Origin of the sequence: Mesorhizobium sp. L103C131B0 (genome assembly GCF_000502275.1) — a bacterium.
In the GTDB taxonomy this organism is placed as follows: domain Bacteria; phylum Pseudomonadota; class Alphaproteobacteria; order Rhizobiales; family Rhizobiaceae; genus Mesorhizobium.
In genome coordinates this window covers 24,384-40,011 of the sequence record NZ_AYXC01000027.1, presented here as the reverse complement: position 1 = coordinate 40,011, position 15,628 = coordinate 24,384, and the positions used below count along the sequence as shown (strand labels likewise).

At 57.6% G+C, this 15,628-nt stretch carries 14 protein-coding genes; 11 read left to right on the top strand and 3 right to left on the bottom strand.

Translation table 11 applies throughout. The features are described from left to right. Positions 1–76: 76 nt before the first annotated feature. From X730_RS137665 to X730_RS137670, 3 genes are all read left to right on the top strand, one after another. A complete protein-coding gene (locus X730_RS137665; protein ID WP_031197413.1) occupies positions 77–1,375 on the top strand; it encodes an epoxide hydrolase family protein in 1,299 nt (432 codons plus the stop codon). Between the two features lie 1,091 nt (positions 1,376–2,466). Further along, complete coding sequence (locus tag X730_RS0134810; protein ID WP_023827529.1) at positions 2,467–5,238, top strand: PAS domain-containing protein; 2,772 nt, start codon at positions 2,467–2,469, stop codon at positions 5,236–5,238. Positions 5,239–5,280: 42 nt separating this feature from the next. Continuing rightward, positions 5,281–5,646, top strand: a complete 366-nt coding sequence (locus X730_RS137670) for a response regulator (RefSeq protein ID WP_023669218.1) — start codon at positions 5,281–5,283, stop codon at positions 5,644–5,646. 426 nt (positions 5,647–6,072) lie between these two features. Here the strand turns inward: X730_RS137670 and X730_RS1000000168865 are convergent, their stop codons facing one another. Further along, entirely contained in the window at positions 6,073–6,282 is a 210-nt protein-coding gene (locus X730_RS1000000168865; protein WP_023698552.1) for a hypothetical protein, read from the bottom strand. Between the two features lie 31 nt (positions 6,283–6,313). Between X730_RS1000000168865 and X730_RS1000000168860 the strand changes: the two genes are divergently transcribed. Beyond that, on the top strand, positions 6,314–6,454 hold the full coding sequence (locus X730_RS1000000168860) for a hypothetical protein (protein WP_023827528.1): 141 nt from the start codon (positions 6,314–6,316) through the stop codon (positions 6,452–6,454). 99 nt (positions 6,455–6,553) lie between these two features. On the opposite strand, the gene X730_RS137675 is transcribed toward X730_RS1000000168860, so the two are convergent. Then, positions 6,554–6,934, bottom strand: a complete 381-nt coding sequence (locus tag X730_RS137675) for a nuclear transport factor 2 family protein (protein WP_023669215.1) — start codon at positions 6,932–6,934, stop codon at positions 6,554–6,556. A gap of 94 nt (positions 6,935–7,028) precedes the next feature. After that, a complete protein-coding gene (locus X730_RS137680; RefSeq protein WP_031197408.1) occupies positions 7,029–7,625 on the bottom strand; it encodes a redoxin domain-containing protein in 597 nt (198 codons plus the stop codon). Between the two features lie 433 nt (positions 7,626–8,058). Between X730_RS137680 and X730_RS1000000167825 the strand changes: the two genes are divergently transcribed. The 7 genes from X730_RS1000000167825 to X730_RS137710 all read left to right on the top strand — a co-directional run bounded on the left by X730_RS1000000167825 (position 8,059) and on the right by X730_RS137710 (position 15,341). Continuing rightward, complete coding sequence (locus X730_RS1000000167825; RefSeq protein WP_023669213.1) at positions 8,059–8,211, top strand: hypothetical protein; 153 nt, start codon at positions 8,059–8,061, stop codon at positions 8,209–8,211. Further along, positions 8,208–10,646, top strand: coding sequence for a PAS domain-containing protein (locus tag X730_RS137685; protein ID WP_155922537.1), 2,439 nt, complete (start codon positions 8,208–8,210; stop codon positions 10,644–10,646). Before X730_RS1000000167825 ends, X730_RS137685 begins: the two co-directional genes overlap by 4 nt. Then, a complete protein-coding gene (locus X730_RS137690; RefSeq protein WP_023669211.1) occupies positions 10,643–11,017 on the top strand; it encodes a response regulator in 375 nt (124 codons plus the stop codon). Before X730_RS137685 ends, X730_RS137690 begins: the two co-directional genes overlap by 4 nt. 42 nt (positions 11,018–11,059) lie before the next feature. Continuing rightward, positions 11,060–11,728, top strand: coding sequence for a response regulator (locus X730_RS137695; RefSeq protein WP_023827525.1), 669 nt, complete (start codon positions 11,060–11,062; stop codon positions 11,726–11,728). 292 nt (positions 11,729–12,020) lie between these two features. Continuing rightward, a complete protein-coding gene (locus X730_RS137700; RefSeq protein ID WP_081731671.1) occupies positions 12,021–12,983 on the top strand; it encodes an enoyl-CoA hydratase/isomerase family protein in 963 nt (320 codons plus the stop codon). Between the two features lie 54 nt (positions 12,984–13,037). After that, positions 13,038–14,444: a class II fumarate hydratase gene (fumC, locus tag X730_RS137705; RefSeq protein WP_031197403.1), complete on the top strand. Its 1,407-nt coding sequence runs from the start codon at positions 13,038–13,040 to the stop codon at positions 14,442–14,444. Between the two features lie 93 nt (positions 14,445–14,537). Next, a complete protein-coding gene (locus X730_RS137710) occupies positions 14,538–15,341 on the top strand; it encodes an aquaporin (protein ID WP_023827522.1) in 804 nt (267 codons plus the stop codon). Positions 15,342–15,628: the final 287 nt, after the last annotated feature.

Sequence of the window (15,628 nt, the reverse complement as noted above, 5' to 3'; positions counted from 1 at the left end):
GACCGGCACTTACTGGCCTCATGGGTTGATGCTGGCTCGACGCGAGCAGCTTTCGCCAAATTATGAGGAGGTACAGATGTCACCATTATCTTCAATGTCCACGCGCCGGGAAGTTCTCGTAGCATCCGCCGCAGGGGCTATTGCAATGATTGCCTCGGCGGGTGTCGCCGGGGCGATTTCGACGAGTGGCGGATCTGCCGCCATCCGCCCGTTCCGTATCCATGTTGCGGACGCCGATCTCGTCGACCTCAAGCGGCGTCTCAAAGCCACGCGTTGGCCCGAGCGCGAGACGGTGAACGACACCACCCAAGGCGTTCGGCTCGCGACGATGCAGGCGCTTACGCATTATTGGGAGACCGAATACGACTGGCGCAAATGCGAGGCCTATCTGAACGGGCTGCCGCAATTCGTTACCGAAATCGACGGGCTGGACATCCACTTCATCCACGTCCGCTCCAAGCATACCAACGCATTGCCGATCATCGTTACCCATGGGTGGCCCGGCTCGATCATCGAGCAGCTGAAGATCATCGGCCCCCTGACCGATCCGACGGCCCACGGGGGCAGCGCCGCCGACGCCTTCGACGTGGTCATCCCTTCGCTGCCGGGTCACGGCTTCTCGGGGAAGCCGACGGCGGCGGGCTGGGACCCGATCCGGGTCGCGCGAGCCTGGGGCCAACTAATGACGCGCCTAGGGTACACGCGATATGTGGCGCAGGGCGGCGATTGGGGAAATGCCGTCACCGAGCAGATGGCCTTGCAGACGCCGCCGGGTCTTGTCGGCATCCACACGAATATGCCGGCCACCTTGCCCGATGAAGTATCGAGTGCGCTTGCTGCGGGTGGCCTCGCGCCGTCGGGGTTATCGGCCGACGAACGCTATGCCTGGAATCAGCTTGACTTCTTTTGGAAGCATGGGCTGGCCTACGCCCAAGAGATGGCGAACCGGCCACAGACGCTGTACGCGCTGGCCGATTCACCTATCGGGCTGGCAGCCTGGATGCTCGACCACGATGCACGCAGCTATGACCTGATTGCCCGCGTCTTCGACGGAAAGTCCGAGGGTCTGTCCAAGGAAGACGTCGTCGACAACATCGCACTCTACTGGCTGACCAACACCGCGGTCTCATCGGCGCGCCTTTACTGGGAAAGCAAGCTCGCCTTCTTCGCGCCGAAAGGCGTACCCCTGCCCACCGCCGTGAGTGCGTTTCCAGACGAGATCTACACGGCGCCGCGGAGCTGGACCGAGAAGGCGTATCCCAAGCTGATCTACTACAACCGTCTCCCGAAGGGAGGTCATTTCGCGGCCTGGGAACAGCCGCAGGTTTTCGCCAGCGAGCTTCGGGCCGCGTTCGGGTCGTTGCGTAGCGCCTGACCAGTGCGCTGCAGACCTGCCTCGGGCCCAGGTAAGGGAGATGTGCGCGGCGGCCCGCCGTCCCGTAGGCGGGGCGGCGGCCTCTGCTTCATGACGTCATCGTCGATGAATCGTCATCGGCGGATGGTTGGTCAGCGGCGCTGTTCTCTAAAGGTGTGACTGGGTAGCCGGGTGTTGCGTATGCAGCGGTTTCATGCGGATTTGTTCCCGATGTAAGGAATGGCAAATGAGATGCTCGCTCTCCCAATGGGCACTGTCGCGATACGTCCGACAGCCGGTCACTGTATAACAAGCCTTCGGGCGCCCCGGACGACGCCAGTGCCAAATCTCGCCTGGCCGAAGGGTCCTTCCAGCGAATGTGCGAGGCTAAGCGCTGTGAGGTTGAGAAGATCTCTCATCGATCCCTGAAGGTGCTTGGCCTCCTCGGCCGGATTTTCGAACGTTGCCATATTTGGCAATTTCGTTGGCTCCGATTGATGCGTTTGAAACGGGAACAGCGGAAATGCTGCGTCTCAAGGAAATCATCTCCTAAAGAGTGGGAGAGAGGACGCGAACGTTTTTGCATCCTTTTTGATCGAGCGTTTGCCCGTCGACCGACAAAAAACCCCAGACCAATACCAAGGTGCTATGGATTTTCGGAATAGCAGGGGCCAGCGTTAGCATTGGCGCATTAAAGTCCAGTGCTTGTGGAGTTGCGTGGGTACGTCAGCGTAGCCTATGGTGCTTTTAGGGCGCTCAACTGTATCGAGTGGCTAGTGTTTGTGTATTCTTCAATGCGGGGACCAAGGGTATCGCGTTTTCATGCCATGGATAAAGAATCGCTTTGACCGCGACCATCGAGTGGTTCAGATGGCGGGTCTTTGTGGTCCTGGTCACCTTAGTTGCCAATGGGATCCCGACGGGATCGACGCCATGTCGACGGAGCGCATTGACGAGTTGACTCCTCGCACAGCTGCTGGCGCCGACCGATGCGTCGGTCAGTTCGATATCGTTGAGCAAAATCCGTTCTTAGCCACCACGCAGGAGTTTCTTCAAGGACTTCTTCAACGCGGTACCGACAAAGCGCTCTCGCACCGAACCGCAAGCTGATCATGTATACCGATGTTCTCGCCGAGAATAAACGGCTTCAGCGCTGTCTCAGGGACTTGGGCAGTGTTATGGCGCTGTCCAGCGAATGGGTTGGCGGCGAGTCATCCCTGATCGCCGGTCAATTCCTCGAGTTAGTCCTCGGCATGTTGGACCTCGACTTCGCACACTTACACTTGAAGAGCGCCAGCAACGACTCGCCACTAAAGGTAACGCGGCTGTCACAATGGGCGCGCAGCGTGGCCACATCGGAGAATTTCGGGGCGATGCTCGCGCCCTTGACGACCGCCGAGGCGCCGCAACGACTTACGGCTGGCGGCAGTGTTCTTACGATCCTGCCTATGCGCCTCGGCGTGCTCGGAGAGTTCGGGCTGCTGGTGACGGGATCGCGGCGGGAGGATTTCCCGCGCCACACCGAGACAGTTCTCCTGAGAGTCGCGGCCGCCCAGGCGACGATCGGCTTGCAGGCGGCTTTACAAATTAGCGAACAGAAACGCTTTGCCCATGCAGAGCAAGCGCTCGCTGCAAACGAACGTAATCTTGCACAATTCCTAAACACGATTCCCGGTCTAGCGTGGTCGGCCCGGATCGACGGCTCGGCCGAGTTCTTCAACCAGCACTACCTCGACTACGTTGGGCTTACGGTCGACGAGGCGCTTGGGGCGGGCTGGGTGAAGGCAGTTCATCCGGAGGATCTAGAGGGGTTGATTGCGAGTTGGCATGCAATGTTGGCTTCACGTCAGGCGGGCGAAGCGGAGGCTCGGCTCAAGCGCTTCGACGGGGAGTACCGCTGGTTTCTGTTTCGCACAAATCCTCTGCACGACGAGGCCGGCGGCCTTGTCAAATGGTTTGGTGTCAACGTCGACATCGAAGATCGCAAAAAGACCGAGGAAGCGTTGCGCGCCGGGGAGTGGAACCTTCGTCAGCTAACCGAAACCATCCCTCAGATGCTGTGGAGCGCTACGCCGGATGGATCCATTGACTACTGCAATGCGCGTTTGTTGGATTACACCGGGTTCTCGGTCGATGAAATCATCGGCGGTGGTTGGACCAAAATGCTACACGCCGACGATGTCGAACGGGCCCGCAAAGTGTGGCTTGCTTGCATTGAGAATGGTGCGCCCTATCAGGTCGAAGTGCGGACGTTTCATGCTGCCGACGGCAGTTATCGCTGGGTCTTGACCAATGCGTTGCCACTCCATGACGACTTCGGTCGAATCCTGCGATGGTACGGTAGTTGTATCGACATCCATGATCGAAAGGAGGCTGAATCAGCTATTGCAGCGAGCGAGCGGACCCTCGCACAAATCATCGATACGATTCCGGTCTACGTTTGGTCGGCTAGTGCCGATGGTAGCACCGATTTTCTCAGTAGCGGCTATCTCGAATATCTCGGAATTGGGCGGGATCAGATGCAGGACTGGCCCTGGTCGGCTGTGGTCCATCCGGACGATCGTGAGGCAAGCGCCGGTGTTTGGAAGGACTTGTTGGTTTCGGGGCGCGCTGGTGAAGTACAAGCCCGGTTCCGTCGTTTCGATGGGGAGTACCGTTGGTTTTTGTTTCGGGCAAATCCGCTTCGGGATGGAGCGGGAGCCGTCAAGTGGTTCGGAGTTACGATAGATATCGAGGAATTGAAGCGTGCAGAGGAAAGGTTGCGCGCCAGCGAATGGAATCTGCGTCATCTCACGGAGACCATTCCTCAGATGCTATGGAGCGCCAGACCTGACGGGGCGATTGACTACTGCAACACGCGTTTGCTCGACTATACCGGATTGGCTGCCGGCAAAATCACGGGCGACGGTTGGAAAAGTGTCGTTCATGCCGATGATCTCGCCCAAACTGCGCGCGCGTGGTCCACGAGTATCGAGACTGGAACGCCATATCAGGTGGAAGCGCGCCTCGTCCACGCTGCCGACTGTTCGTTTCGCTGGTGTCTAACCACAGGCCTGCCGCTGCGTGATGAAGAAGGGCGTATCCTCAAGTGGCATGGCGTATGTGTCGACATGCATGATTGGAAAGAGGCGCAAGACGAACTCCGCGAGACCCAGGCGGCGCTCGCTCACTTAACGCGCGTGATGACCATGAGTCAGCTTACAGCATCGATTGCCCACGAGCTAAATCAGCCTTTGGCCGGCATCATGACGAACGCCGGTACGGCCCTGCGCATGCTGACCGCCGATCCGCCGAACGTCGACGGAGCTCTTGAAACCGCAACGAGAACAATCAGAGATGCTCAGCGCGCATCGGAGGTAATCTCTCGGCTACGGGCCCTCTTCACCAAAAGAACCACGATTTCTGAGGTCGTAGATCTGAATACCGCCGCACAAGAGGTAGTTGCACTATCATCGAACGAATTACATAAACGCAATGTAAGCCTTCGCGTCAATTTTACCCAAAATCTGCCACACGTTATGGGTGACCGCGTTCAGCTGCAGCAAGTAATCCTAAACTTCATACTGAATGGCGCCGAAGCGATGGATGAAGTAATGGATCGGCCGAGAGAATTGTTGGTCTCGACGGAGCTGGAACGAACGGGCCATGTTAGGGTTTCGGTCAAGGACGCGGGCGGCGGTTTCGATCCTGCTGTAGCCGAGAAGCTCTTCGGCTCGTTCTATACGACCAAAAGCAACGGAATGGGCATCGGCTTGTCGGTTAGCAAAACCATAATCGAGAATCATCAGGGGCGTGTTTGGGCCGAACGTAATGATGACCTTGGCTCCGCATTCTACTTCTCCGTTCCTTCTCTGATTGCGGGAATATCCGTCACCAATTCTTAAACACGTTCCGCCGAGTTTGGGCGATAATTCTGGAAATGCACAATGATACCACGAGCCTACATCGCTGTTGTTGACGATGATGAGTCCGTTCGCGAGTCTCTGCCGGATCTAATCGGTGTCTTTGGGCATGAGGCCGAGGCATTCTCCTCGGCGGAGGAATTCCTGGCTTCTAAACGGGTCGATCAAACTAAGTGTTTGGTTCTTGACATCGCAATGCCTGGTATGTCCGGCATCGAGCTCCAACGCGAGCTGGCGCTCCAAGGTCGGCAGATTCCGATCGTTTTTATCACAGCACATGGTGATGACCGGGTCTGTCAGCGTCTGCGTCAGAGCGGGACAGTCGAATGTCTGCTAAAACCGTTTACTGACACTGCGCTGCTTGATGCTCTCAACGCTGTTCTCCACTGACCGGTTCAGGATGTTGCGGACGTCGCAGACCCGTGCTCTAACCGCTGCCCAAGTACCTCCGAAACTTTCGCGAAGTCTTCGCCGTCATGATTGTTGACGCGGAGAATGGCCGCGGACATGTCGTTCTGCGCCTCGCGATGACCGATCCTACTCGGCGGGATGGCACTGAAGCATTGTGCAGCCAAGGATTTCATTTAGTGAGAGGGTTCGCCTTCGGGCCATGGGAATTTCAAGCCGGCTTTTCGTTTTGGGAAGCACGGGCGGCCGTCTTTTCCCCCGTACTCCTGGGTCGCTGACGAACGGACTCTCCCTGACACAAAAATCGCGGCAGGCGCTCGCATCCTTCAAAATGCCGATCGCGTTGCTCTGCCCAATTTCACCGGGTTCATGGCTACCGCATGCGACGCCGTGGTGATCGCGTCCAAGTCATCGAGGCCTTCCGGCAAAGATCGAGCCCGTCGAGCGAACGATCAATCCGCAGCGCTTGGGCGAGCCTTCCCGGTCCTCGCGCCAAGTCGCGCAAGCGCTCAATGCTTCGACATTTGCCCGGATGATCTCGATGCGTTCGAGCGGCTCGAACGCCGTGATCAGGACGCCGATGCCGGTGCCCGGCGTCTCGTTCGAGACGTTGAGCATAGAAGGTGCCGTAGGCGAGATAGACATAGGCATGCCCGCGCTCGAGGAACAGCGAGCGGTTGCGCGGCGTCATCCCGCGATAGCCGTGGCCGGCGGCGTCGCCGATGACATAGGCTTCGGTCTCGACGATGCGACCGCTGGCGACGCCTTCCGGCAACTCGCGAACCACTAACTTGCCAATGAGATAGCGGGCGAGGGCGGCCGTATCGTTCGGCAGCTCCGGGGGCGGGCGAGTGGGCGGCGGATGACCATCCTTTATGGCGGCCAGGGTTCAGGGAATCCGCTCGACCCATTCCGCACGCGAAGGCCCCGGCTCGAACGGATCGCCGAAATACTGGGTCTCGCGAGCCACCTTGCCATCGAGAAACTCCATGATGCTCACTGCGTAGGACGGCCGCCCGTCATAGGTCAGGACAAATTCCGTGACCCAGAGGTCGCCCGTGCCGATGATGCGCCGCACCGTGAAGCGTTTCTTGTTCGGCTGCGCGGCGCGGGACGACTGAATGCATCGCAATCCGCGAATGCGCTCGCCCGATTGCGGATAATCGAGCACCGCGTCCTCCCGATAAACCTGATGTTCCGCCTCGAGATCGTTCGCATCGGAGGCGGCCCAGTGGCGATCCAGAGCCGCTCGTATCTCCCGGTCTTCCATATCAGATCTTCTTACCCCCTAAGGCCTAACCTCGCACAGCGACTAAAGCTCGTCACCTTGCCAGCCCGCTCTCGCGCCCCGACAATCTTCGAATTCATTTCATTTCGCGAAGTGTTTGAGCGCGCGTCTTTCCATAGGGATAGAAGAGCTCCTTACGACCCGTCTGCCACGCAGCCTTGAGTTCCGGGCTGGTGATGTCCCAATCCGGTCGGCATTTCACGGTCACCGCTCGCATGTCCTGCCGCAGTTCCTCCACGGTGGGTCGCCCGAAAAACCAATACCCATTGTAGACCTTGGAGACGATGAGGCCGGGTTCCATGACGATAATGTGAGGGATCATGGGGTTGTGCGCGGGATCCGTGTACTCGGCGATGTCGAGGTCCTTCTGGATCACGCGCCGCGAGTCGGAAAGAAAAGGCCAATGAGCGCCAGCGCTCAATCGATACTCGTTTGTCTCTAGGAGATTATCCGTGGTGATGGTGACGAGCCGGCAATAACCCACCGCCATTTCGTGATAGAGCTGAACAAGCCCTTCCGCCTGCCGTCGGTCCCTAGGACAGTACCCACCTCTGCCGAGAACCAGGACCATGGGGTCTTCCCCCTGCAATTCGGAAAGCCTTCGTCGCACGGCGCCATGATCCGGTAACTCATAATCCGGAAAAATCGATCCTGGAATGATGTCGGAACGCATCTGAAAGCCTCACTGAGTGTCCCGGAGGTTGAGAACCATTTTGGCCGGACGGACCAATGAAAAGCCGGAAGAGGTATCAAAATCCATTATCCGATGGTGTCGCCGATACCATGGAATAATGGTTACTCCAGCATCGAATATAGGTCGCTAGGCTAAGGCTGAGGTTGCTGAGTCTTAGCACAATGCACCGCTTGCCAAGCCAAAGGTTCGGCGCCGGTCGCCGGCTTGTTCAGGGTTTGCTCCACTTGATGGTGAATGCATCGCGGGTCGCAGACATTGCCCGTCATTGCCTTGAAGCGTTTGAGTTGGCTTTTTCCCATCGCGCGTTTCGATCTCCGTAACCAAAATCGACACCAAGGCATAATAGACGTTCGTGTTGTCCGGGGGCATGGTCCGCCACGACGTAGACCCGTTCTGTTAGGCGACAACGGCCATGGAGAAAACCGACGCATCCGCTTCCTTCGCCGGATATGAACTCGGCGGAGCGCGTCATGGCCGTGCTTTCTTCAACGGCGATGACGAGGCGTTTCGCGTGATTGCCGCAGAACAGAAGAAGCACTGTGCAAAAGCGAAAAAGTGGTCGTGACAAGTCAGCACAATTTTAAACTCATCATCGATACCATTCCTGCGATGGCGTGGTCAGCTCGGCCCGACGGACCCATTGAGTTTCTAAGCCATCCCTATCTTGAGTACACGGGTCAATCCATTGAGCAGGCGAGGGGTTGGGGCTGGACGGCCGCGGTCCATTCTGACGACCTGGATGGGCTGATCACCATATGGCAGACAATCATAGCCTCGGGTAAGGCCGGGGAGACCGAAGCGCGATTGCGCCGATTTGATGGAAGTTATCGGTGGTTTCTTATCCGCGTTAACCCGTTGCGGGATGAGACTGGCAACATCGTCAAATGGTATGGGGCGAACACTGACATCGATGAGCGGAAGCGGGCTGAGGACAAGGCCATCGAAGCTGAGGGCGAGCTACAACGGACTATCGACGGCATACCGGCGCTGGTTGCGACCTATAACGCGGATGGCTCGCGAATTTCTATCAACAGGCGGGGACGCGAGTTCACGGGGCTCTCTGCTGAGGATGTGACGAATGGTAGGTGGAGAGGCGCAATCCACCCAGATGACATCGGACTTGAAGAGAGCAAATGGCGCGCATGTGTCACGGCTGGAGAACCGTTCGAACATGAATACCGAGTGCGAGCGGTCGATGGTACGTATCGCTGGCACATGGCCCGTCGCGTGCCGCTCCACGACGACGCCGGTAAAGTGACCCGCTGGTACGGCATGAGCCATGATATTGAGGGTCGAAAGCAGGCGGAAGCGTTCCTCGCGGGCGAAAAGCAACTGCTGGAGATGATCGCATCGGGCAGTTTGCTTCGCGATGTTCTAAGCGCATTGTGCGAATTTATTGAAGGGGCCGCGCCTGATTGCGTATGTGATGTTCACCTGATCAATTGGAGCAACTCGACATTTGAATATGCCGTGGCTCCTTCTCTGCCTTCCGCCTACAGCGACCCGATTGCGGGGATGCCTGTCAGCGGTGAGCTTTTGCCATGTGGCATAGCGGCTTCTCAAAAGATACAGGTGGTAGCGGTGGACATCGAATCCGATCCGCGCTGGTATACGTCGCCTGTTCGGTCCCATGTTCTGCAGCACGGATACAGATCGGTCTGGAGTACGCCGGTCTGTTCCAGGGAAGGGCGGGTGTTAGCCACCTTTTGCATCGTCCAACGAAAGCCAGCGGCCCCATCGCCGCACCACCAGGATCTCATTGCGCACGCAACGCAGATCGCCAGCATCGCTATCGAGCGTTCCCTGACCGAAGCAGCGCTTAAGCGGACCGAAACTTTGCTCTCGGAAGCTCAACGTCTGAGTTCAACTGGTGCGTTCTCGTGGCGCTTGGACACAGACGAGATCGCATTTTCCGAGGAACTTTATCGTATCTTTGAATTTGACCCGAATGTCCCTGTGACGCTCGACCACATCAGTGGGCGAATCCACGCGGACGACATTCCGTCACTAACTACGCAAATGACCCGGATTCGCAGCGGTCAGAGCTATCTGGGCTACGAGATTCGGCTACGGATGTCGGACAACAGGGTAAAGTATCTCCGCACTTTCGGCCGGGTCATCCGTCATCAGGATGGCCGGATGGAATGCCTTACTGCAGTTCAGGACATCACAGAGCGCCGGCAGGCGGAAGAAGCCCTTGGCAAGGCTCGGTCTGAACTCGCACATGTCACCAGGGTTACGAGTCTCGGAGCGTTGACCGCCTCGATAGCACATGAAGTCAATCAGCCGCTGTCGGGCATCATCACCAACGCGAGCACCTGCCTTCGGATGTTGGCCGCCGATCCGCCAAATGTTGACGGCGCACGTGTGACGGCACGTCGCACGATACGCGACGGCAACCTTGCCGCCGATGTGATCGCGCGACTGCGTGCGCTCTTCAGCAAACAAGCCCCTACGATCGAGCCGGTAGATTTGAACGAGGCTGCACGCGAGGTAATAGCATTGTCGGCGGGCGACCTTCAGAGAAGTCGCGTGGTTCTGACCTCCCAATTCCCTGAGGGGCTTCCCCTCGTCGCAGGCGACCGTGTTCAACTTCAGCAAGTGATTATGAACCTGTTGCGAAATGCTGCGGATGCGATGAGCGGCGTCGAAGATCGGCCCAAGCGGTTGGTGATTAAAACTGAACCCGACGGAGAGGATTCTGTGCGTCTCTCGGTAGAAGATGCAGGTACGGGGTTCGGCGCCGATGGTCCGGAGCGGGTATTCGAGGCTTTCTACACAACCAAGAATGAAGGCATGGGGATAGGTTTGTCCGTCAGCCGCTCCATTATCGATAACCATTGCGGGCGCCTGTGGGCGGCAGCGAATGACGGCCCGGGGGCTACGTTTACGTTTTCCGTACCCGAGTATTCCAAGTGCCAGTTGTCAGCAGGGGACGTGGCTCTAAGCGCGGGTGTCCGAGGTCGGCGACGCTCAAAGGTCAGTGTGGGGGTTAGATGAAGCTTACGCATGCACTCGTGTCGGTGGTCGATGACGATCAATCCGTACGTGAGTCCCTACCAGATTTGCTGCAGGAGTTCGGCTTTAGCGTGAAGGCATTCTCTTCAGGGAAGGAGTTCCTCGCATCTGATGCCGTCGATAAGACCAAGTGCCTCATTCTCGATGTTGCCATGCCTGGCATGACGGGACCCGAGCTGCAAGTCGAGCTGGCACGTCGCAGCAAGATGATCCCGATCATCTATATCACCGCGCAAAGGGATAGCACGATCCGCCAGCGTCTCATCGAACAGGGTGCAGTGGAGTGTCTGTTCAAGCCGTTCAGCGATCAGGTTCTTCAGGACGCGCTTATTTCGGCGCTCCGTGATCCTTGAACCTGGTAGATTGTTAATGCCATCTCAGGAGGATAATTTGCGATGTACTCTTATCCGGCGGTTCAACGAGACGGTGCGGCGAGATCGTCAACCATGTCGGACGAAACACCTGTCGTATTCATTGTCGACGACGACGTTTCGGTACGCGAATCGTTGGAACTACTCATCTGCTCTGTGGGCTGGCGACCAGAGACGTTCGCCTCAGCAAAGGCATTCCTCGAGCGGTCACGTTCGCTGGTTGCGAACTGTCTGATCCTCGACGTGAATCTTCCTGATCTGAGTGGGCTCGACCTGCAGAAGCTCATATCTGTCGACCGTACCGACATGCCCATCATCTTCATAACCGGCTATGGCGACGTACCGATGACGGTAAAAGCGATGAAGGCTGGGGCTGCCGAGTTTCTCACCAAACCATTCAACGACGAGGAACTTTTGGGTGCGATCAAGCTGGCACTCGAAAGAAGTAAGACCGCACTTGCTCTGGACTCTGAGTTGCACGTCCTTAGGGATCGTTATGTATCGCTCAGCCGACGCGAGCAAGAGGTTATGACGCTGGTCGTGCGTGGTCTCTTGAACAAGCAGGTCGGCTTTGAGCTTGGCATCAGCGAAATCACAGTCAAGGCACACCGTGGCCAGGCTATGCGGAAGATGCAGGCCCGCTCGCTGGCCGAATTGGTGAACATGGCGGCCCGACTGCGCATCACTGAGTAGAGGTTTCTCCGCGCGCGAACTATCGTGCAATCGCCATCGCGGTGAGAAGTCTCATCAATGCCAAGGTATTGGCGACACCATCGTCCTATCGCTTTGGCGACAATGTTCCTGCACCTATATCCATAGTTTCGAAGCAATGTGGAATTGTTGGCAGACCGGCTGGCGAGGCAGGGGGGTGTTCGTCAGTATTTTCGAGAGAGATGGTGTTTGGCATTGTTAAATATGTATCGGTGTCGAAAGTTAATCTCTTTCAACGGTGTCGATCTCGACGACCAATGAGGTGGAGATAGCAATGGACAACTCTAAATCTAGAAAACCAGTGATACTGTTTTCCATTATTGCATTGTTATGCTTCTCAATTAGTGTGTTCGGGCAGAATTCAAAGCAATCCAATGATTATAGCACGCTGCTTGCAACGACGCCAACTACGAAGACGGCGAAGATCCGCCTGACGCGGAAGAGTGAGGCCTACTGGGAAGTCACTTTCGATAATCCGCCGCTCAATATAGTTGGCCCGTCCGAAGTCCGCGAGCTTGCAAAAATTGTTGGCCAGATCGAAGCGGATCCGAGGGTCAAGGTCGTGGTGTTTGACAGCGCGGTGCCGGACTATTTCATCGCTCATTACGACCTTTTGAGTCCTCTTAAGGACTCCAGCGGTATGAAGCCGGGGCCAACGGGCATGCATCCCGTGCCGGATATCATGGTGCGCCTCAGCCGCCTGAGGGCGGTGACGATTGTTTCAATTCGCGGACGAGCGAGTGGCATCGGGAGCGAGCTTGCGCTAGCGGCAGACATGCGCTTTGCAAGTCGGGAAAAGGCGGTCGTGTCGCAGTTTGAAGTTGGCGCCGGCTTCGTCCCTGGGGGCGGCCCTATGGCGCGACTGCCTCGGTTGGTCGGCCGCGGCCGCGCTATAGAAATGTTAATCGGTGCCGAGGGCTTTGATGGCGAACTTGCCGAGCGTTACGGCTATGTGAACCGGGCGCTGCCCGATTCGGAATTGGACGGTTTTGTCGACGCCTTGGCGACGCGCATTGCTTCGTTCGATGGGCAGGCGATTGCCGACACCAAGAACCTGATCAACCAGGCCAGTTTGCCCCCGGACTCCGAAATGCAGCCGGGCTGGGACGCATTCATCACTTCTGTACAACGACCTGCGGCTCAGGCGCGTGTGAAGGTCCTTGTCGATGAAGGGCTGCAGCAGCCTGGGGATGTCGAGAAGAACCTGGAGCAATATACCGCCAAGTATCAGGAGTAATTTGCGAACGTGGAATTCGATGGAGCGACGTGAGGCGTGTGAAAAGGACTGATCATGATTCAAATGCGCAAGGAGACTGATAGTCTGGGCGAGGTGGATGTGCCAGCCGATAGGCTCTGGGGAGCCCAAACGCAAAGGTCTCTCGAGCACTTTTCCATAGGGAAGGATTTGATCCCTCGCGAGATGATCGCGGCTTATGCCGTCCTTAAGAAAGGCGCTGCCAATGCAAACTACACTGGTGGGCGACTCGATGATCAGGTCCATCGACTGATCGTCCAGACATGCGACGAGATCCTTGCCGGGCGACATCAAGACATGTTTCCCCTGCATGTCTGGATGACGGGTAGCGGCACCCAGTTCAATATGAATGTCAACGAAGTGATTTCTAACCGGTGCTGCCAGCTGGTCGGGACGGTCCTTGGCAGCAAGACACCGGTACATCCGAACGACCATGTCAACATGGCGCAGTCGTCGAACGATTCATTCCCTTCCGCGATGTACATCGCTACGGCGAGCAATGCCAAACAGCGACTGATGCCGGCGGTCAAGCAGCTCTACGAAGCTCTCCGCTGCAAATCGGAGGAATGGAAGGACATCGTCAAGATCGGCCGCACCCACATGCAGGATGCGACGCCGCTGACCTTGGGCCAGGAATGGTCGGGATATGCCGAAATGCTCGCCGACGATCTGGATCGGCTCGAGACTTCGCTGGATGGCGTCTATCGCCTCGCCCTTGGCGGTACCGCGGTGGGCACGGGGATCAATTCGGCACCAGGTTTCGCAGAAGCGGCCGCAGCGGAAATCGCGAGGCTGACCGGGCTTCCCTTCGTAACGGCGCCGAACAAGTTCGCCGTTCAGGGCGCTCACGATGCGCTTGTGCAGTTTTCTGGCACGATGCGCACGCTGGCAATTTCCCTGTACAAGATCGGCAACGACGTCCGTCTCATGTCGTGCGGACCGCGGGCCGGCTTCGCCGAACTCATAATACCGGCGAACGAGCCGGGCTCGTCCATCATGCCAGGCAAGGTGAATCCCACCCAGGCCGAAGCACTAACCATGGTGGCTGTGCAAGTGATGGCCAATGACGTCGCGGTCGGATTTGGCGGAGCGAGCGGCTACCTCGAGATGAACGTCTACAAGCCCCTGATCATCCACAACATCATTCATTCGATCACGATCATGGCCGACAGTTGCACGAATTTCCGCAAGTTTCTGGTCGAGGGCACGCAGCCCAACAAGGACAAGATCGCCCAATATGTGAGCGAGTCGCTGATGCTCGTGACCGCGCTCTCGCCTGTTGTCGGCTATGATAAGGCTTCGAAGATCGCGCACTATGCGATGGACAACGATATGACGCTCAAGGCGGCCGCGCTGAAGCTCGGCTTCGTTTCCGAAGCGTTGTTCGACCAAGTGGTTGACCCGGAGAAAATGGTCAAACCTTTCGTCGCAACCTGCGCCTAGGATCGCGTCAGTTCGTCAGACGCGGGATTCGGATCCGCTGCCGGCCTCGGCAGAGGCAGTCATCACTTCAACCCAGGATTTCTAGGAGGACCCATGAGCATCCCCCCTGTCGTGTTCGGCGAGGCGGCACTCGCGTTGCAGATTGGTCAACCTCGATTCAACGCCAACTGGAAAAGTCCCGAGCATCGATTTCGGCGCCTGCTGTCCGAGTTCATCGGCACGGCAGGATTGACCTTCGTATTGTCGGCTGGCGCTGCCATCCTCGTACTGTACGGCGGAATAAAGGTTGAGCCCATCATCGCTGCATTTATCCTATCGGCGATTTCCGCGCTTTGGCTGGTCGTGGCCATCTATTTCCTCGGTGATATCAGTTCGCACTTCAATCCTGTCATGACATTTGCCTTTGCATTGCGCGGCGACATGGGTTGGCCAATGTGCGCGGCCTATGTCGTTGTGCAGTTAGTCGCGGCCGCAGCCGGATCATTTCTTGCCCGCTCGTTTTTTGGCATTGAAGGCAACCTGGCAGCCACCGTCCCGCAAGCTGGGCAGGCCATGCAGGCGGTTTTCTTCGAGGCCATCCTTACGTTTGGCATGGTTTTGATGGTGCTTTCGATGGCAAATGGCCCAAAGCTTAATGGCCAGTTCATCCCCATTGCGGTGGGTGCTTACGTGATGTCGCTCGGGACGTTGGGCGGCCCGTACGAAGGAGGCGCGATGAATCCCGCCCGCGCCTTCGGTCCCGACCTGGCCCGCGGCGATCTGTCCACCTGGTGGGTCTATGTTTTGGGACCGCTGACCGGCACAATTGTTGCCGTTCTGGTAGCCAACGTGCTCCGCGGCCCGGCCACGGCTCAGGAAGCCCAGGCAGCAATGGGAACGCCGCGGGGTGAGGCCTGAGCATTCGGCGGACCTTCGCGCCATCCGTCGAGGATAGGATGTCATAACCCGTAGGGTCTTTGAGCAGATCTGGGTCCCTTGACGTGCTCACGCTCGAGAACGCGTTCTGCGGACCAACACCATCCAGTCCGCAAAGGAGCTATTGATCTTAGCGAAGACGCATAACTCGGCAAGAAAGACCTTTCTGGCCTCGAGGCGCCATTCCGTTCGTCCTCGCCGGTGGACCGCAATCGGGATTACTCCGACCACGAAACCGAACATTGAATTCGCTTTCGTCGATTTGGCCA

What these genes read in the sequence shown, in the direction of transcription:
- X730_RS1000000168860 (WP_023827528.1), top strand. Translation starts at nt 6,314, where the DNA reads ATGCCCGCGCTCGAGGAACAGCGAGCGGTTGCGCGGCGTCATCCCGCG.
- X730_RS137695 (WP_023827525.1), top strand. Translation starts at nt 11,060, where the DNA reads ATGTACTCTTATCCGGCGGTTCAACGAGACGGTGCGGCGAGATCGTCA.
- X730_RS137670 (WP_023669218.1), top strand. Translation starts at nt 5,281, where the DNA reads ATGATACCACGAGCCTACATCGCTGTTGTTGACGATGATGAGTCCGTT.
- X730_RS137690 (WP_023669211.1), top strand. Translation starts at nt 10,643, where the DNA reads ATGAAGCTTACGCATGCACTCGTGTCGGTGGTCGATGACGATCAATCC.
- fumC (WP_031197403.1), top strand. Translation starts at nt 13,038, where the DNA reads ATGATTCAAATGCGCAAGGAGACTGATAGTCTGGGCGAGGTGGATGTG.
- X730_RS137700 (WP_081731671.1), top strand. Translation starts at nt 12,021, where the DNA reads ATGGACAACTCTAAATCTAGAAAACCAGTGATACTGTTTTCCATTATT.
- X730_RS137680 (WP_031197408.1), bottom strand. Translation starts at nt 7,625, where the DNA reads ATGCGTTCCGACATCATTCCAGGATCGATTTTTCCGGATTATGAGTTA.
- X730_RS137665 (WP_031197413.1), top strand. Translation starts at nt 77, where the DNA reads ATGTCACCATTATCTTCAATGTCCACGCGCCGGGAAGTTCTCGTAGCA.
- X730_RS137675 (WP_023669215.1), bottom strand. Translation starts at nt 6,934, where the DNA reads ATGGAAGACCGGGAGATACGAGCGGCTCTGGATCGCCACTGGGCCGCC.
- X730_RS0134810 (WP_023827529.1), top strand. Translation starts at nt 2,467, where the DNA reads ATGTATACCGATGTTCTCGCCGAGAATAAACGGCTTCAGCGCTGTCTC.
- X730_RS137710 (WP_023827522.1), top strand. Translation starts at nt 14,538, where the DNA reads ATGAGCATCCCCCCTGTCGTGTTCGGCGAGGCGGCACTCGCGTTGCAG.
- X730_RS1000000168865 (WP_023698552.1), bottom strand. Translation starts at nt 6,282, where the DNA reads ATGCTCAACGTCTCGAACGAGACGCCGGGCACCGGCATCGGCGTCCTG.
- X730_RS1000000167825 (WP_023669213.1), top strand. Translation starts at nt 8,059, where the DNA reads ATGGAGAAAACCGACGCATCCGCTTCCTTCGCCGGATATGAACTCGGC.